This window comes from Winogradskyella schleiferi (genome assembly GCF_013394655.1).
GTDB classification, from domain to species: domain Bacteria; phylum Bacteroidota; class Bacteroidia; order Flavobacteriales; family Flavobacteriaceae; genus Winogradskyella; species Winogradskyella schleiferi.
In genome coordinates, this window is the sequence record NZ_CP053351.1 from 2,135,893 (window position 1) to 2,154,280 (window position 18,388).

Consider the following 18,388-nt stretch of genomic DNA (forward strand, 5'->3'; position numbering starts at 1 on the left):
ACAGAAATATCCTTACGGAAATCCGTAAACATAATAAGTGCTCAGTTTTACCTGTGCACCCTTCCCTAAGAAATGTATTATTAACAAATAATACCTTATGCAAAAAATAGAGCTATTATATGGGTATTAATTACGGTTTTCCTCAATTAATGAAATTAAATAAGCCCTAGATCTTTTGCTGTCGCCACCAAATGGATCGCGTTATTAGCTTTAAATTGTATGCGAAGTTTATTTAATCTTTTTTCTATAGTACTTAAGCTGTTTGGACTAATATCATTTGCTTTGAGTTTATTACTAATCTCGTCTTGAGATAAGCCTTCGGACAAAAGCCTTAGCAAATGTATGTCGTAGTCATAAATTTCTAAATCGTTGTTGGGATGCAATGCTTGTGACACTTGTGGTGAAAGAAAACGCTCGTTTTCTGAAACTGATTTTATAGCCTCAGCTAACTCCATAGAACCTTTTCGGTCTTTACACACATAGGCATTTATTCCGTATGCATTCAGTAAGTGACGTACTTTTTGTAGTTTATCACTCATAGAATACACTATTATGGACATATCTTGGAATTCTTTGCGGATTGTAGCAATAAGTTCTTCCCCAGATTCTAATTGCGTATTGCGGTGATCTTTTTTAAAAGATAAATCGGTAATTAATAAATCGAACGGATCGGCATCGAAAGCCGCTCTTTTTATTTTTAAGAATGCTTCGTCTCCGTAATGTGCTATCTCAATATTCGTGATATCGAAACCTGATAAAATTTCATGTACACTAGTGCTTATAGCATCGTGATCGTCTACAATTAAAACTTTTTTGAACATCTCTAAATAACTATTTTTGCTTTAAACCCTTTTTCTTTTTCTGATTCAAAAATAATTTTTCCTTGAATAGATTGAATACGGTTTTCCACATTTTGCAATCCCGTACTTTTTTTCAAATCGCAACCTACTCCATTATCACTGTAACTTATCACTATGTTTTTGCCCTCATGTTTGAATTGAATTACGGCTACAGAAGCATTACTATGTTTTTTCATATTGATTAGTAATTCTTGAATAACCTTGTAAAGGGTGTGCTTTTTTAGTGTAGGAAACATTTCCCAGTCTATAGTCGTACTTCCTTTAGCTATTACACTTGTTTTCTTATCACTGTAACTTGACACAAGATCTTGTATGATTTGAATATACGGCGCATCGTCATCCAATAAACTATGCTCTTTAGAAATATCTCGCGTTTTACTATAGATGTCGTGTAAGTCGTCTATAAGTATAGGATTAGTTAGGGACTCTGCTTCTAAACGTGTTAAAAACTGATACACATCATTGGCTACTTCATCATGTATTAACTTAGAGATTCGTGATTCAGTTTCATAGACTTCCTGAAGCTTTTCTCTTTTATGTTTAGCTCTTAAATAGAAATATAAGAAAAGCGATACTAAAACAATAAACACTACCAATGAAAACGCTAATATTGCCCTAGAAGACTGCTTTTCGCTTTCTAACTTACTTTCAACAGCTTTTCGTTCTAGCTTATCAGTATCATATTTTAAAAGTGCAAACGCGTTTAAACGCTCTTTTTCAACAGTAATTAAACTGTCATTCAGCCGTTTGTATTCACTAGCATATGCATCGTCACTTAAGGAAGTCAGCAATGCCAAAGCATCTTCTTTATACGCTGCTGAGTTTAATGCCTCTGCAATATTAAGCGCTTTTAAGGCATTTTCTTTCGATAATTCTAAACTGTCAACATCATAATAATATTGAGCAATACTAGAATAGCTTGTGTAAAGAGCTGATGTATCCTTTAACGAGGACCTTAATTCTAATGCCTCATTCATAAGGCTTAGACCAGATGTATTACCGAGTTTGGATTCGACATAACCTAAGTTATTTAGAATTAAAGCAATCGTATGCTTGTCGTTAATTCTCGGAAGCATATCATAGGCTTTAAATAGAGAAATTTTAGCGCTCTTTAAATCATTTTGGTCTTTGTAAACATTAGAAATATTATTATAAATAATTGCGCTGTCTTTAGCCGTATGCCCTGTTTTTAATACTTGAGCATATAATTCTAAAGATTTTACTGTATGCTTTTGTTCGCTATAAAGTATGCCTAAAAGTGTATTGAAACTTTTACGTAATTTATCGGTGTTTGGAATATTAGTATGGTTATCTAATAGTTCTAGTGCTTTTACTGCTGATGCCTCACTAGCATCATACGCACCATTTTTATAATTAATGCTGGTAATGTAGTATAGATCGTTTAAAGCCATTGGAAAGTTCTTTTGACTCATAGCTTTTTCATAACTAGAATGAAAGAACTTATTAGCTTTACTCAAATCCATTGCATTTTGAGGCCTCAAAGCTAATTCTGAATAATACGTTAAACTATCCCTATCATTCTGTGAAAAGATAATTTGTGTATGGACTAAAATAGTCAAATAAAAAAAATAGAGGAACGAAGATCTAATGGCTTTCATTCCTCTAAAGTAATAACTTAATTATTATTATCTATAATTCCTGCAGGCGGTGGCGGTGGCGGTGGTGGTGGAGGCGGTGGAATTTCACCATACTCACCACAGCACGCTTGAGGTGATATGTCATCTACAATACTTTCAGGATTACAGGATAAAAAAATAGAATTAAGGAAAACCGTAAAAACTATTAGATATATTTTTTTCATTTTACATTGTTTTAAAATTGAACACTAGTGTTGCCCTCTGAGAAAATCTCAGAATTATAATTACAAGGCAACACACAAAATTTTGAAGAGAAACTCTTCGTTGGGAAGGATGGATGGCAGGAGTAAAACAGAACTATTTCTTCCCAAAAAGAGTTTGAATTTACTTTACCAATCCATTGATAGAATTGAAATCTGTAAACCTTATTACACCTAAGGTGGTATTCAATTCTAAAGCAAAAGAATGAAGTTTATAATGGAACTCATGGAAACAGCTTGGAAAATTTTTGGAAAAGAATTTCCACGTTTATTCCATTGTGAATTTGTAGTTTTAACAGGGAAAAAAATACATGACATGCAGGAAAAATTACTTTTAGAAGCTTTTGAAAAAGCAAGGAAAGAAGTGAATTCAGATAAAGTTTTTACGAGGGCAAGACATTTATCGGAACAGATCTATGAGATAAATCAATTTACTTTTGGAGAAAGGAGCTTAACTGAAAAATTTAAAACAATAAAAAGTAATCATGAAGGCGAAATTAATCTTAGAAAAGAGGTATTGGAAGCATTAAGTAAATATTTAAGTTATGATAGTTTTTTTAATTTTTCTAAAGTTCATAAAATAGAAACGCAATCCAACAAGATTAAATTAGTTGTATTTATAAAAAAATATAGTGCAGTACTTATAGTTTCCATTTTACTAATTTCTAGTATTTTAATTTATAAATACACCACCAGACAGCGATGGATGGTTTGGCAAAATGACCAATATATAGAGGTCGATTTCGATGTTAAAAAATATGATATTAACCAACTTAAAATTTATAAAGAAGAGCGAATTAAGTATTTTAAAAAAGTATTCCCTTCTTGTGAACATATTTTTTTTGAAAAGGATGGTAGCATAAGAATATGGTATGGAAAGAATAAAGAAAAAGAATTAGAATATTTTACAGCACTAGGTTTGCATCCTGAAACAGGAAAAACACTTAAGCCAATCACAGAATACATGATCAATAAGCATATTTGTAAATAACTATTTTTCAAAACATGTAACAATTATTTGAAATAAGTGGGACTTAAAATTAAATATATATTCATCTCAGAAAATTTCAGACTTAGTATAAGTCTCAAATGAATAAAAAATAAATACTAATATATATTTCTAATTAATTATTGTTTTTATTTAAAAACAATCAGCAATAAAAAACAATAAAAAGTCCAATAATTTTTATAAATTTGATTGAACACTATTTATTAACTTAAAGTGAACACAAAACTGAACACGTTTTGGAACACGATTAGGAACATGGTCATTTTTTAAATATTTGATAGTCAGTGATTTAAAAATCACAAAAAGCTTCAAATTAAAATTCATAACCCGGAGGTCACGAGTTCAATTCTCGTTCTCGCTACAGCAGTAAAAGTCCAGCACGAAGGTGTCGGACTTTTTTTATGCGTTGCGCCGAAGCTTGCTTCAAAGCGCACAGGCATAAAAAAAGTCCGAAACAACGCCTTAGCGTTGTGTACTTTTGCTATTGTATAGCTCACCTTGCGAAGAATCAGTAAAGCTAATTCCTAATTTACGCAGAACTTTATACGTTATGCTAAAACCCACTTTAAAGCACAAATCCATAAAAAAAATCCATAGCAATGCTTTAGTGTCGTGAAATTTTACTTGTATAAAGCTCAACTCGCAAAGAATCGTTGAAGCTAATTCGATATAGTCCAATATGGCTATTTTCCATTTGTATTTCTCAGTACTTATCCAACACACCATCATTGACCGTCTCGAACATTAAAGGGATATTACGGCGCCATCTAACCTAATAAAACCATCTGATTGAGCTTCTTAGTTTTGAACATGATAGAAATTATTTTGGAAAAGCTGTTAACCGCAATTCTTTTTCAACTTTCTAAATAGGAATAATTAAATACCGTTTTTTTTATTAACTTAGAGCTTCTAATACTAAACCACTAATGAATCTTATTAAAAAAATAGGCCCTTTAAATTTATTTATTTTAGGGCTTTGTGCCCTAATAATTGTGGTTGCCGAATATCTCTTTTTAATAGGAGATGAACTGCACGCCATATTTATTGGACTTTGGGCACCAACACTTCTATTGATTGTTATATTTATAAAACAAGTTTACAATGGAGGCAAATGAAATCATTTTTGGGTTTTCCATCTTCGTGTCTATCTGTGTCATCGTGTGGGCTGTATTGGCCATTCGTGCTTACGATAAAATAGATCGTGAGAATCAGTAAATAATATTGCTTAACTGTGCCTTGCGTATACCTAAATTTTTGTTACGTTATAAATTGAGAAAGGCGAATAGGCCAGTTATAGCAAACGAATTGATTAAAAAACCTACCAAGAACGGCCATTAGATGTTATTGCCAAAACTTTTAAAAGCTCTATTTACGATAAGATTTAGACACCGCAGTTTTACCACATCGGTTAATGGGAAAAATGCTAGTTCGTAAGATTATTATGTGGACAGCTTATCATGCAAAGCATCATACTGAGATTTTGAAGGAAAACTAGTCACTTATTAATTTCAAATGCCAAAGCAATGGCAATTAATCATTGAATCAAGTTATTTATTCCATCAAAATTTCTATCTTAAACACTTAATACCAATTTATTATGAAATTTAATATAACTATTCTTCTAATAATATTCTTTGGTTTACCCAATTTAATGCTTAGTCAAGGTAATGTCGTTATTGGCAAAATTGATAGTGTACCATCAAGTATTCTTGGTGAAAATAGAAAATTAATGATTCATGTACCTAACGATGGTTCTAATTCCAAAACCTTTCCTGTAGTTTATTTATTGGATGGAGGTGATCACTTTACTTCGGTTGTTGGTATGATAGAACATTTAAGCAACAATTCACTTATACCTAAAATGATGGTAGTTGCTATACCTAATACAAATCGCACACGCGATCTGACGCCTACCAAGGCAGAAATCAATCCTCCAATGGTGCCAAAAGGGATTTCAGAACAGTCTGGTGGTGGCAAGAATTTTTTAAATTTTATGGAACACGAGTTATTTCCATATATAGAAAAAAACTACCCTACATCTACCTATAGAATGTTTATAGGTCATTCCTTTGGTGGTCTACTAGTAATGGATGCACTTTTTGATAAGCCAGAATTATTTACAGGCTATATTTCCATAGATCCGTCAATGTGGTGGGATAATAAAAAATTATTGAAGGGATACAAAAACTCTAATTTAAGGGATGATAAATACGACAACAAAGCACTTTATATGGGTATTGCCAACACTTTAGAAGAAGGTATGGACACTACGACGGTAAAAGCAGCTAAGGGACCTATGGTTGACCATATAAATTCAATTTTTGAAACTAGAGATGTTCTCAGAAATACAAAAACCAGTGCTATTAAATTTAAATCCAAATATTATGAGAATGATAATCATGGTTCTGCAACTTTAATAACAACTTACGATGGCCTGCTGTTTCTTTTCGAATTTTACCAGTTTGAAGTCAAATTTGCAGATGTAATGGCTCCTAACACTGATATCGTTAATAGGATGAAAACACATTATTCTAAGGTGACAAAGATTTTAGGCTATGAAAATAAACCTGACGAAAGAATGATTAATGGAATGGGCTACCAACTCATGGAGATGGATAAACACGATTTAGCCAAACAGTTTTTTGAAATGAACATAGACTACTATCCTAAGAGTTTCAATGTTTATGATTCTTTAGGAGACTATTATTTGGCCGTTGATAATAAAGAAAAAGCCAAAGCGAATTTCAAAAAAGCCCTTGACATTGAAGAAAACCCGACATCTAGACAAAAATATGAAGAACTAAAATCGGATTAATTAAGTTTTCAAATACTCTAAAACATTAGCCTCAATCCGACTCTGAATATCAGAAACATCTGCTTTTACAAAAGTATCTCCTGTAATATTCTCATAAAGTTCGATATAACGCTCGCTTACTGATTCAATATAATCATCACTCATAATAGGAACGGTTTGCCCCTCTAAGCCTTGGAAATCATTGGCAATTAACCATTGTCTTACAAATTCTTTAGACAATTGTTTTTGCGCCTCTCCTCTATCTTGACGCTCTTGGTAACCTTCCGCATAGAAATAACGTGAAGAATCTGGTGTATGGATCTCATCAATCAATACAATTTGTCCGTCTTTGGTTTTCCCGAATTCGTACTTGGTATCGACTAAAATTAGTCCACGATCTGCTGCGATCTCTGTTCCTCTTTGAAATAGTTTTCTAGTGTAATCTTCAAGAACATTATAATCTTTTTCAGAAACGATGCCTCTTTTCAGAATATCTTCTCGAGAAATATCTTCGTCATGATCGCCCATTTCAGCTTTTGTTGCTGGTGTAATAATTTGTTTCGGGAATTTATCATTTTCTTTCATACCTTCTGGCATCGCTACACCGCAAAGGGTTCGTTTCCCTGCTTTATATTCTCGTGCGGCATGACCAGACATATAACCACGAATCACCATTTCCACTTTAAATGGTTCGCATAAATGCCCAATAGCTACATTTGGATCTGGTGTCGCCACCAACCAATTTGGAACTAAATCTTCAGTCGCTTTCATCATCTTAGTTGCAATCTGATTTAAGATTTGTCCTTTATACGGAATTCCTTTTGGCATCACTACATCAAAGGCACTTAAGCGATCTGTGGCAACCATAACCAATTGTTCATCGTTGATGTTATATACTTCCCTTACTTTTCCTTTATAAACACTTTTCTGATTCGGAAAATTGAAATTAGTGTCTGTTATGGTATTGCTCATGATTTCGTTTATTCATTTATGAGTTAAATTGTTTATTCGTCAAGTCTTTTAACTGAGACTGAGACTGCAAACTATTCCCTATTTTCAATGCTCTTATAAGCCGCAATCACCTTCTTAACCAATTTATGACGAATCACATCTTTATCGTCTAAATAAATCGTACCAATACCTTCCACATTTTTCAACACCAAAAGCGCCTCTTTTAAACCAGATGTTGTACGACGAGGCAAATCCACTTGTCCTGGATCACCTGTAAGTAAAAACTTGGCGTTCTTACCCATCCGAGTTAAAAACATCTTCATTTGGGCATGCGTAGTGTTCTGACCTTCATCCAATATCACAAAAGCATGATCCAATGTACGACCACGCATAAAAGCCAATGGTGCAATTTGTATCACGCCTTTTTCAATATAACTTTCCAATTTTTCGTGTGGAATCATATCACGTAAGGCATCATACAAGGGTTGCATATATGGATCTAATTTTTCTTTTAAATCACCAGGCAAGAACCCTAAATTCTCACCAGCTTCCACGGCAGGACGTGTTAATATAATCCGCTTTACCTCTTTGCTTTTTAACGCTTGTACCGCCAAGGCAACGCCTGTATAGGTTTTACCTGTTCCGGCCGGACCAATGGCAAAAACCATATCGTTTTTACGCATGCTCTCTACCAACTTGCGCTGATTTGCCGTTTGTGCTTTTATCAATTTTCCACCAACGCCATGCACTATAACTTCTCCGCTTTTGGCAGATGTGTTATAATCGTCGCTACTCTGACTTGTTAAAACACGCTCTATTACATTTTCGTCGAGTTTGTTATATTTTGCAAAGTGATTTATCAACATGTTCATTCTGCGGTCAAACTCTTCGAGTAAATCTTCATCGCCATAAGCTTTTATTTTATTGCCTCTCGCGACAATTTTTAATTTTGGGAAATATTGTTTTAGAAGTACAATGTTTGCATTTTGTGCACCGAAGAATTCCTTTGGAGTGATTTCTTCGAGTTCTAGGATAAGTTCGTTCAAAAGCTTGCTTTGTTTAGTTTAAACCAATAAATATTAAAATTCATTTGGTCTGTTAATCTGTTTTCTTTTCTTAATTTTGTGATTCTGTTGTATGACACAAAGCTAATAATTTTACAACCACAAATCTTAAAAAAATATCAACAATCAATCCATGGCGATAATCACTTTAACGACTGATTTTGGAGAAAAAGACCACTTTGCAGGAGCCACAAAAGGAGCGATTTATAGCGAACTTGAGGATATTAGCATTGTAGATATCTCACATTGTGTATCGCCATTTAATATTTCTGAAGCCGCTTATATTATTCAAAATGCCTACAGTAGTTTCCCCAAAGGAACGATTCATTTAATAGGAATTGATTCTGAGTTAAGTCCTGAAAACAAACATATTGCGGTCAAACTAGACGACCATTACTTTATATGCGCCAACAATGGGATTATGAGCATGATATGTACAGAAATCGCACCAGAAAAGATAGTTGAAATTAATATCCACGACAGGGTTGAAACCAATTTTCCTGTTTTGGATATTTTTGTAAAAGTGGCTTGTCATATTGCACGAGGTGGAACTTTGGATGTGATTGGAAAAGTTGTTAACACCATTAAACCAATTAAAAATTTAGTGCCTTTTGTAAATGATGAGCAGAACCAAATTATTGGGAGTGTTATCTATATTGACAATTATGGAAATGTGGTTACTAATATTAAACGTAAGTTTTTTGAAACGGTTCAGAAAGGGAGAGCTTATGAGGTTTTTGCTAGAAACCATATGTTTAAAAAAATCCATAATAAATTTAGTGATATCATAAATTTTGAAATCGAAGAATCCAAACGCGATGTTGAAGGTAAAGGCTTAGTCGTTTTTAACTCTTCCGATTATTTAGAAATAGCAGTGTATAAAAGTAATTGTACCACAGTTGGTGGTGCTTCTACGTTGATGGGTTTGAAAAATATGGATACGGTTACTGTTAATTTTAAGCCCATCCTTTCCCGATAGCTATCGGGATCCAAAAGGGAAGGAAATCCACGATGACGCTAAAAAATATAAATAATGTTCTCACAAGAGTGAGAAAGTCCTTTTCTCTGGAAAGGATTTAGGAAAGGCCTATAATAATATGTTAGTAAGAATTGTAAAAATGAGTTTTGAACCTTCTAAAATAGAAGAATTCTTGGCTAATTTTGAAACGGTTAAAGAAAAGATTCGCAATTTTGAAGGCTGTCAATTTTTAGAATTGTATCGCGACCGGAATAGCACCAATATCTTTTTTACCTATAGTTATTGGGATTCTGAGAATGATTTGAATAATTATAGACATTCTGAATTGTTCAAAAGTGTTTGGGCTAAGACAAAACCATTGTTTAATGGAAAACCAGAAGCCTGGAGTGTAGACAAATTGGCGATTTTAGAATGAATATAGAATCTCGCAAAGGCGCAAAGCAAAATGAATACTGAACACTGAACACTGAACACTGAACACTGAACACTGAACACTGAACACTGAACACTGTATGTCCCTAGTATAGGTTGACCACTTTAAACAAAGTGTAAACTTATGAAAGCAAACATTAAACTATTAAAAAAGAAACGAATTTATTCTGAAGAATTTAAACGACAAATCGTAAAAGATTTTGAATCTGGTCAATTTAGCGTGCCTCAATTGGAAAAATTACACAACATAAGCAATACATCAATTTACAGTTGGATCCATAAATTTTCTACCTTTAACGAAAAAGGTTCAAGAGTTGTAGAGATGAAAAACAGTAGTGCCCAAAAGATGAAAGAACAACAAGCCCGAATAAAAGAGCTTGAAGCCATAGTTGGGCGTAAACAGATAAAGATAGATTATTTGGAGAAGCTAATTGATATTGCAGAAGACGATTTAAGTATAGATATCAAAAAAAATTCCAACACTCCGCAATCAACTGGTTCAGAACACATAAAGAAACACTAAGTTTTAGTATGAACCAGCTTTATAAAACCATAGGCATCAGTAAACAAGCCGTTAACCAGTATGCAAAGCGGCAAGCGGTTTTCGATAGTCGAGTGTCTCAATTAATATTAGAGGCAGATGATCTTCGGGAGGATCATCCTGGTTGTGGAGTAGAAAAGATGTACAATATATTAGATCCGGATTTTATAGGTCGAGACCGTTTTATAGAAACCATGATGGGTCTTGGTTACAGAATTAAAAAGAAAAGGAATTATAAACGCACAACAATAGCAGGTAAAAAGTTTTATCCCAACCTAATAAAAGGTCTAAGGGTAAACGCACCAAACGTGGTATGGCAATCGGACATAACCTATCTGCCGCTCAACGGAAAACACTATTACGCTGTGTTTATAATAGATGTTTATACAAAAAAGATTGTTGGGTTTATCGTATCTGATAACATGAGAGCGCAAGCGAATGTAGAAGCACTTAAAATGGCAATCAAGGAAAATAATGCACCCGAGATCCATAACTCGGACAGGGGAAGCCAATACACTTACAGTAAATACATAGACTTACTGGTAAGCAATGGCACTAAGATAAGTATGTCTTTAAGTGGACTGGACAATGCATATGCAGAACGAATCAATAGAACTATAAAAGAAGAATATTTAGATTATTGGAAACCAGAAACCTTCTTTCAATTAAAAAAATGTGTAGCAAAAGCAGTTAAGAATTATAATGAAAAAAGAACACATAAAAGTTTACCAAAAATGAGCCCAGACAATTTTGAGAAATATTGGTCAACCTTAAAACCAAAAAATAGACCCATAATGACTATTTTTAACAATGAAGTAAATAACTAAAAAACGGTCAACTCTATTCAGGGAAGTACACACTGAACAAAATTATAAATGCTAGCAATACTTAAAAAAGAAATAAACACCTTCTTCGCTTCACCAATTGGCTATTTGGTTATTGGTGTCTTTTTATTACTCAATGGACTATTTCTTTGGGTTTTTAAAGGCGAATTCAATATTTTGGATAATGGACAAGCTAGTTTGTCGTCGTTCTTTTTATTGGCACCATGGATTCTTATTTTTTTAGTTCCAGCAGTTACGATGCGGAGCTTTAGTGATGAAAAAAAACAAGGTACTTTAGAGTTGTTGGTTACCAAACCTATTTCGCATTTTCAGGTTGTATTAGGAAAATATTTTGGCGCTTTCGTATTGATTTTAATGGCTCTGATTCCAACGCTTCTATATGTGTACACCGTTTCTCAATTAGGAAACCCAGAAGGCAATCTCGATATGGGCAGCACCGTTGGCTCCTATTTTGGACTCTTGTTTTTAATTGGAGCTTATACAGCTATTGGCGTGTTCGCCTCTACCCTTTCCGATAATCAAATTGTGGCTTTTATTATTGCTGTTTTTATCTGTTTCTTTTTCTATTTTGGATTTGAAGGTTTATCGAATTATAACATTTTTGATAATCTTGTGTATATGGAAAATCTTGGTATGTCTGCACATTACAACAGTATGAGTCGTGGTGTGATTGATACAAGGGATTTAGTGTATTTTATAAGTATTGCAATAGCGTTTTTGCTATTCACTAAACTGAGAATTCAAAAGCAATAGCATGATTATCACACCATTATTAGTCCTATTTTTAATCATCGTTTTTGTACTGTTATTTTTATTTTTAAATACAGTTGATAAACGAAAATGGCTCTCTGCTTTAATTAGTTTGGTTTTGACCCCTTTTGTGTTTTTCTTTATGTTTTATCCGTTTCTGAATATCATTAGCAGTTATCATCATCAGAAATATTTCGATAGTGAGGCTTGGACGGAAAATCCAGCATTACGTTATGAAATGATTGATAACACCATGGCATCGGATACCTTGATTGGCGCATCAAAAGAAAGCATAGCAGAACTTTTAGGAAATGCAGAATGGCTCTCTTGGGACGAATCAGGAAAAATACACGATGCTGACAAATGGAATTATGGTCTCGGCATTGAACCAGGCGCATTTACAAATAAAAAAGAATGTGTAGAAATCACGTTTCAAAACGGTAAAGTCATCGCTCTAAAACCGTATCAAGAAGAAATAACTTTCGAGAATGAAGAAGAATAAATCTATTTTATATAGCATTGCTATTGTTGTTGCACTCATTATCGTGAATGCGATTTCAAGTTCGGTGTATCAACGGTTCGATCTTACAAAAGATAATCGGTATACACTTTCGGATGCTTCAAAATCATTGGTTAGTGATTTGGATTCGCCTTTAATAATCGATGTGTTTTTGGAAGGGGATTTTCCTTCAGAATTTAGGTTGCTTCAAACTGAAGTCAGACAGATTGTAGATGAGTTTCAATTAAAATCAAATCGAATTGTTGTTAATTATATTGATCCAATTAAAGATGAAAACACACGGCAACAATATATAGAAGAGTTAACAAAACAAGGCTTAGAACCTTATATTAACACCGATAATAGTACTGGAAAAGTAACGCAAGACATCATTTTTCCTTGGGCTTATGCCAGTTATAAAAATGGACGTGTGAAAATTCCACTTTTAAAACGAAGCATCACACAAGGCTTACAAGAGCAGATTAATAATTCGGTGCAATCGTTGGAATATGCTTTTGCAGATGGTTTTAGCAAACTGGTCAATGCTAAAGCAAAAAAGATTGCAATTTTGAAAGGTAATGGGCAGTTAGACGATATTTATATCGCTGACTTTCTTCAAACGATAAGACCTTATTATAGTTTGGCGCAATTCACTTTAGATAGTGTGGCCACCAATCCACAAGGTACGTTAGACAAATTGCAGCATTACGATTTAATTATTTCTGCAAAACCTAATATTCCTTTTTCAGAGAATGAAAAGCTTGTTTTAGATCAATATACCATGTATGGTGGCAAAAGTCTTTGGCTAACAGAATCGGTGGTTATGGACAAAGACAGTTTGTATAATGAAGCAGGTACAGGAGTTTCAATTATGCGCGATTTGAATTTGAACGATTTTTTCTTCAAATACGGTGTTCGCGTGAACCCAACTTTAGTAAAAGACCTCTACTCTGCTCCAATTATGTTGTCGATCGGAGAAGGCAGTCAGGCGCAAATGCAACCGATTCAATGGCAGTATTCGCCTTTGGCGGCATCCAATCCCAATCATCCAATTACCAAAAATCTGAACTTGGTAAAATTTGATTTTGCGAGTCCGATTGATACCTTAAAAAATAGCATCAAAAAATCCATTTTATTGCAAAGTTCGCCAAAATCCAAGTTAGAAGGTGCACCAACCACAATTTCATTAGCGAATGTAACGCAAGCACCAGATGAAACCACATATGATAAAGGCCCTCAAAACTTAGCTGTTCTTTTAGAAGGCAAGTTTAATTCTGTTTATGATAAACGTGTTTTGCCATTTAATGTGACTAATTTTAAGTCTAAAAGTGCTGATACTAAAATGGTCGTGATTTCGGATGGAAACGTAGTTAAAAACGAAGTTATAAAAAACAGACCTTTAGAGTTGGGCTTTGACCAACTCACAGGAAAATCGTTTGGCAACAAGGAATTTTTACTTAATACTGTAAATTACCTTTTGGACGATACAGGACTTATAAACATTAGAGCAAAGGAGATTAGTGTCGCTTTTTTGGATGCCGATAAAGTAAAAGACAGCAAAGGAACTTGGCAATTCATCAATATTGCTTTGCCTCTTATACTATTAGGCTTGTTTGGCTATGTTTTTAATTATCTGAGAAAACGGAAATACGCCTCATAAAATCTCAACTTCACTACTGCGGGACTCCCACTTTCGTGGGAACAATTTGTTAATAAGTTTGTTTTATAAAACCCTTCTATTAAGATATATTTGTAAGACGAACCAAAAAGAATTCAACACATATATTCATCATGAAACATCTAACCCAATGGGTTGGGTTTTATCTTAAAATTCTTAATAAGATGGTTCATGAGACGAATAAAAAACAATTAATATAGAACACATGAAATTTATTGTTTCAAGCACCTATTTATTAAAGCAACTTCAAGTATTGGGAGGCGTTATTAATAACAGCAATACGCTACCAATTTTAGATAATTTCTTATTCGAGCTGAGCCAATCCAAACTAACGATTTCCGCTAGTGATTTAGAAACAACGATGTCTGCTACTATTGATGTTGAGAGTGATTCTGAAGGAAGTATCGCTTTACCTGCACGATTACTTTTGGACACCTTAAAGACTTTTCCTGAGCAACCACTTACTTTTGTAGTTGAAGAAAACAACACGGTTGAAATCAGCTCTAATCATGGTAAATATGCTTTAGCTTATGCTGATGGTGCTGAATTCCCAAATGCAGTTTCTATAGAAGAAGCTAGCAAAACGACCATCATGGGCGATATTTTAGCGACTGCAATTAGTAAAACTATTTTTGCTGCCGGCAATGATGATTTAAGACCTGTTATGAGTGGAGTGTTCTTTCAATTTTCTCAAGATAATTTAACCTTTGTAGCGACTGATGCTCACAAATTAGTAAAATATACCAGAAATGATGTCAGTGCCACGGAAACTGCCGAATTCATTATGCCTAAAAAACCGTTGACACTTTTAAAAGGCATTTTAGCTGGAAGTGATGATGATGTTTTAGTAGAATATAACGAATCGAATGCTAAATTTACGTTTGAAAATTCCGTATTGATTTGCCGTTTGATTGATGGCAAATATCCAAATTACGAAGCGGTAATTCCTAAAGAGAATCCGAATAAATTAGTTATTGACAGAACTCAGTTTTTAAACTCAGTTCGTCGTGTTAGTATTTTCTCTAATAAGACCACACATCAAATCCGTTTAAAAATTGCTGGTGCAGAATTAAATATTTCTGCTGAAGATATCGATTACTCCAACAAAGCCGAAGAACGTTTAACCTGTGATTACCAAGGTGACGATATGCAAATTGGCTTTAACTCACGTTTCTTAACAGAAATGATAAACAATCTAAACTCAGACAATGTTCAGTTAGAAATGAGTTTACCAAATAGAGCAGGAATCCTAACACCAATTGATGGTTTAGATGAAGGCGAACATGTGACTATGTTGGTAATGCCTGTTATGCTCAACAATTAGTAGAGATTTTTGCAAATTATTTCGACATAAAAAGGCTCACCAATTGGTGAGCCTTTTCAATTCCATATCTAAGATACTGAAACAAGTTCAGCACATGCTAACTAATAAAATTAATAGACAATGGATAACTAGGTAATTCTCCATTACCAGCTTTTATAGCGTTAATAATTGGCATTACAAATGCTAAAATTCCAATTAAGATTAAGGTTAGGATTCCTAAACCAAATACGATGATTAACGGAATACTAATTATTGTATATATAAGTATACTCAATTGAAAATTCAATATCGACTTTCCATTGGCATCCATACTTTCAACTTGATCTTTTTGTGTTGCCCAAATAATTAAAGGCACAATGAGTCCGCCAAATCCAGTAAAATACGTTAGTAATTGCGATAAATGCGTAATGACCAATAATTGATTGTCTGTACGTTTAAGTGTGTGATAATTTGATTCCATGATTAATGATTTTACACTTATATGACGCAAATTCATTAAAAATGTTACAAAAAAATTAAACTATTTTTAAAATTACGTAATCTCAATTATATATTTAAATAAAGAGAATTTGAGCAGCTTCTTGATCTGCTCGATTATAAAAATCCCCTATTGTTAAAATACCGTCCAACTCATCGATTAGGTCTTCCTCATTTAAGTGAAACATATCTACGGCAAGTTTACAAGCCCAAAGTTTACAACCAGAATCCGAAAGGATTTCCAAAAATTCACCGATTGGTGGCATATCTAATTTTTCCATTTCCTTTTTCATCATCTTAGTTGCAAGAGCTTCAACACCTGGCAAACCACCAAGCATCGTTGGTATATGCATTGCAGGATTACCCACAGTGGCGACATGCAAATGATCTAGTTTCTTTTTCTGTATGGCTTCTAATCCAAAGAAGGTAAAAAACACCTCAGATTCTATGCCCTCCATTCGTGCGCCATTAGCCATTACAAAGGCTGCATAAACATTTTCTATGGTCGCTTTTGACAAAATAAAAAGCATCTTTTTTACTTTTGTACCCATAATTTCTAGTTTTTTATAGTGTTGATTAGTTTATATACAACTTTTTGGTTTAGGAATACCCGCTATCAATGTTGATTTTTTTAGGGGTCCACCAGGAAATAGATGATAAAATTCTTTAATATTTATAACACCACTTTTCTTAATACCTCTAATAGATAATGGCTCTTCCTTATGATGTTTATCCTGCAGATATTCAACAACTTCCCAGTGTTTTTCCGTCATAACTATATCACATTCATCCGCAATACATTCACAGACTTCACGATCCCACTGTTTAAAATCTATTAAGTAGCCTTCTTCATTAACATCTATTTCTCTTTTGGCAATTATTTTTTTCATCATTTCTAAAATTTATAGGGTTATTTATTATCAGTTTTTATATCGAATATTTTTCCTTTGAAACTCATGTTTCTTCCTACAAATGGAATTGATATACCTCTCAACAACATATTCCAATAGATCCATCTAAATGCTAATTTTCCCCAATGATTAAATATGCTTTCTTTTAATAATTTTAGAGGACCTATTTTTGCAAAGGGAAATGTGCCATGCACTGGTTCTTGTTCGTAATTAAAGTCTATCAATAAGGCTTTATTTTCGCCTGTTTCAATAAAACAATTAGCATGACCATCAAACTCTTGTTTTAATTTAAATCCTTTTGTATATAAAATGATATTATCCGTTAATGTTTCTGCTTGGAAATGCGCTACAGAACCTGCCTTAGAAGCTGGTACATTGGTGGCATCACCTATAACGAAAATATTATCATGTGCCTTGCATTGCAACGTGTGTTTATGTGTTGGTATAAAATTTAAATCATCACCCAATCCTGACCGCTCTATAGCTTCATCTCCCATATTTGTTGGTACAGTTACTAACAAATCAAATGGAATTTCTTTATCGATATAATCAACTATAGCTTTCTTTTTATTATCAACTTCCATTATTGCAAAATCCGTCTCTATCTTTATTTGTTTTTCTTCTAATAAGTAGTTTAGTGCTTTGGTACAGGTTGGCTTTGTAAATGCGCCATCTAAAGGTGTTACATAAGTGATTTCTACCTTATCTCTCATCCCTTTTTTCTTAAAATAAGAATCTGCTAAAAATGCAAATTCTAAAGGTGCAACAGGACATTTTATTGGCATTTCAGTAATGTGCACTACTAATTTTCCACCTTCCCAATCTCTTAATTTATTGCGTAGTGCCAATGCACCTTCATAGGTATAAAAATCAAAAATATCCTTTCTCCATAATGGGCCACGTAAACCATCTGTTTCGTCTGGCGCAATTTTAGACCCTGTTGCTACAATTAGGATATCATAGTCTAAAGTTTCGTCTTCCAATTTAACTTGGTTAGACTCAGGAAATATTCGATCTATTTTTTTCTGAATATAATTGACACCATTGGGTATGAATTTCTTGCCTTCTTTTTTTACCTGATCTTCGGTATAAGTATCAAACGGTAAAAACAAAAAACCTGGTTGATAATAATGGGTTTTATATTGATCTACAATGGTAATTTGCCAATCTTTTTTTGGTAATTTATTGTCCAAATGATTGGCCATCATCGTTCCTGCGGTACCTGCGCCTAATATTAATAGATTTTTCATCTTCTAAATATTTAAGTTTACATTGCTGTAAACGCATTAACTTTCTCTTTATAAAGTTACTTTACTTACCCTAGAATTTACATGATTTTTATCATAATCCTGTGTAGCAAATGTTACAGAAGAAAGCGCTGAAACACCTAATAATGGGAACGTATGGCGAAATGAC

20 protein-coding genes are annotated in these 18,388 nt (G+C 33.6%); 11 read left to right on the forward strand and 9 right to left on the reverse strand.

The genetic code is table 11. The features are described 5' to 3' along the window. Window positions 1-155: 155 nt before the first annotated feature. The 3 genes from HM990_RS09220 to HM990_RS09230 form a co-directional block, all read right to left on the reverse strand. Window positions 156-821: a response regulator transcription factor gene (locus HM990_RS09220; protein ID WP_178988657.1), complete on the reverse strand. Its 666-nt coding sequence runs from the start codon at window positions 819-821 to the stop codon at window positions 156-158. Window positions 822-823: 2 nt separating this feature from the next. Then, window positions 824-2,338: a tetratricopeptide repeat-containing sensor histidine kinase gene (locus HM990_RS09225; protein ID WP_178988658.1), complete on the reverse strand. Its 1,515-nt coding sequence runs from the start codon at window positions 2,336-2,338 to the stop codon at window positions 824-826. A 158-nt stretch (window positions 2,339-2,496) separates the two neighbouring features. Further along, window positions 2,497-2,682 carry a hypothetical protein gene (locus HM990_RS09230; RefSeq protein ID WP_178986998.1) on the reverse strand — a complete coding sequence of 62 codons (186 nt, stop codon included), beginning with the start codon at window positions 2,680-2,682 and terminating at the stop codon, window positions 2,497-2,499. Between the two features lie 241 nt (window positions 2,683-2,923). Between HM990_RS09230 and HM990_RS09235 the strand changes: the two genes are divergently transcribed. The 3 genes from HM990_RS09235 to HM990_RS09245 all read left to right on the forward strand — a co-directional run bounded on the left by HM990_RS09235 (window position 2,924) and on the right by HM990_RS09245 (window position 6,542). Then, window positions 2,924-3,709, forward strand: a complete 786-nt coding sequence (locus HM990_RS09235; RefSeq protein WP_178988659.1) for a hypothetical protein — start codon at window positions 2,924-2,926, stop codon at window positions 3,707-3,709. 944 nt (window positions 3,710-4,653) lie between these two features. After that, the gene (locus HM990_RS09240) at window positions 4,654-4,842 is read left to right on the forward strand and encodes a hypothetical protein (RefSeq protein ID WP_178988660.1); all 189 of its coding nucleotides are present in this window, start codon (window positions 4,654-4,656) and stop codon (window positions 4,840-4,842) included. A gap of 482 nt (window positions 4,843-5,324) precedes the next feature. Continuing rightward, the gene (locus tag HM990_RS09245; RefSeq protein ID WP_178988661.1) at window positions 5,325-6,542 is read left to right on the forward strand and encodes an alpha/beta hydrolase-fold protein; all 1,218 of its coding nucleotides are present in this window, start codon (window positions 5,325-5,327) and stop codon (window positions 6,540-6,542) included. Here HM990_RS09245 and HM990_RS09250 read toward each other — a convergent pair whose 3' ends face one another. Both HM990_RS09250 and HM990_RS09255 read right to left on the reverse strand, forming a co-directional pair. Further along, window positions 6,543-7,493, reverse strand: coding sequence for a phosphoribosylaminoimidazolesuccinocarboxamide synthase (locus tag HM990_RS09250; RefSeq protein ID WP_178988662.1), 951 nt, complete (start codon window positions 7,491-7,493; stop codon window positions 6,543-6,545). A 71-nt stretch (window positions 7,494-7,564) separates the two neighbouring features. Next, window positions 7,565-8,518, reverse strand: coding sequence for a PhoH family protein (locus HM990_RS09255; RefSeq protein ID WP_178988663.1), 954 nt, complete (start codon window positions 8,516-8,518; stop codon window positions 7,565-7,567). Between the two features lie 151 nt (window positions 8,519-8,669). On the opposite strand from HM990_RS09255, the gene HM990_RS09260 reads away from it, so the two are divergent. The 8 genes from HM990_RS09260 (at window position 8,670) to dnaN (ending at window position 15,584) form a co-directional block, all read left to right on the forward strand. Then, on the forward strand, window positions 8,670-9,515 hold the full coding sequence (locus HM990_RS09260; protein WP_178988664.1) for an SAM hydrolase/SAM-dependent halogenase family protein: 846 nt from the start codon (window positions 8,670-8,672) through the stop codon (window positions 9,513-9,515). 118 nt (window positions 9,516-9,633) lie between these two features. Next, a complete protein-coding gene (locus tag HM990_RS09265) occupies window positions 9,634-9,930 on the forward strand; it encodes a putative quinol monooxygenase (RefSeq protein WP_178988665.1) in 297 nt (98 codons plus the stop codon). 141 nt (window positions 9,931-10,071) lie between these two features. Beyond that, window positions 10,072-10,470 (forward strand): transposase, encoded by a 399-nt coding sequence (locus tag HM990_RS09270; protein ID WP_178987625.1) that lies wholly within the window; start codon window positions 10,072-10,074, stop codon window positions 10,468-10,470. Between the two features lie 8 nt (window positions 10,471-10,478). Further along, entirely contained in the window at window positions 10,479-11,315 is an 837-nt protein-coding gene (locus HM990_RS09275; protein ID WP_178987626.1) for an IS3 family transposase, read from the forward strand. Between the two features lie 48 nt (window positions 11,316-11,363). Then, on the forward strand, window positions 11,364-12,086 hold the full coding sequence (gene gldF / locus HM990_RS09280; protein WP_178988666.1) for a gliding motility-associated ABC transporter permease subunit GldF: 723 nt from the start codon (window positions 11,364-11,366) through the stop codon (window positions 12,084-12,086). 1 nt (window position 12,087) lies between these two features. Beyond that, window positions 12,088-12,585 (forward strand): hypothetical protein, encoded by a 498-nt coding sequence (locus tag HM990_RS09285; protein ID WP_178988667.1) that lies wholly within the window; start codon window positions 12,088-12,090, stop codon window positions 12,583-12,585. Then, on the forward strand, window positions 12,572-14,242 hold the full coding sequence (gene gldG / locus HM990_RS09290; RefSeq protein ID WP_178988668.1) for a gliding motility-associated ABC transporter substrate-binding protein GldG: 1,671 nt from the start codon (window positions 12,572-12,574) through the stop codon (window positions 14,240-14,242). The genes HM990_RS09285 and gldG overlap by 14 nt, the downstream gene beginning before the upstream one ends. A 223-nt stretch (window positions 14,243-14,465) precedes the next feature. Next, window positions 14,466-15,584, forward strand: a complete 1,119-nt coding sequence (gene dnaN, locus HM990_RS09295; RefSeq protein WP_178988669.1) for a DNA polymerase III subunit beta — start codon at window positions 14,466-14,468, stop codon at window positions 15,582-15,584. Window positions 15,585-15,681: 97 nt separating this feature from the next. On the opposite strand, the gene HM990_RS09300 is transcribed toward dnaN, so the two are convergent. From HM990_RS09300 to sqr, 4 genes are all read right to left on the reverse strand, one after another. After that, window positions 15,682-16,044, reverse strand: a complete 363-nt coding sequence (locus tag HM990_RS09300) for a DUF4870 domain-containing protein (protein WP_178988670.1) — start codon at window positions 16,042-16,044, stop codon at window positions 15,682-15,684. A 94-nt stretch (window positions 16,045-16,138) separates the two neighbouring features. After that, a complete protein-coding gene (locus HM990_RS09305) occupies window positions 16,139-16,612 on the reverse strand; it encodes a DsrE/DsrF/DrsH-like family protein (RefSeq protein ID WP_178988671.1) in 474 nt (157 codons plus the stop codon). A 30-nt stretch (window positions 16,613-16,642) separates the two neighbouring features. Continuing rightward, complete coding sequence (locus tag HM990_RS09310) at window positions 16,643-16,954, reverse strand: TusE/DsrC/DsvC family sulfur relay protein (protein WP_229719423.1); 312 nt, start codon at window positions 16,952-16,954, stop codon at window positions 16,643-16,645. 17 nt (window positions 16,955-16,971) lie between these two features. Further along, a complete protein-coding gene (gene sqr / locus HM990_RS09315) occupies window positions 16,972-18,222 on the reverse strand; it encodes a type III sulfide quinone reductase, selenoprotein subtype (protein ID WP_178988672.1) in 1,251 nt (416 codons plus the stop codon). Window positions 18,223-18,388: the final 166 nt, after the last annotated feature.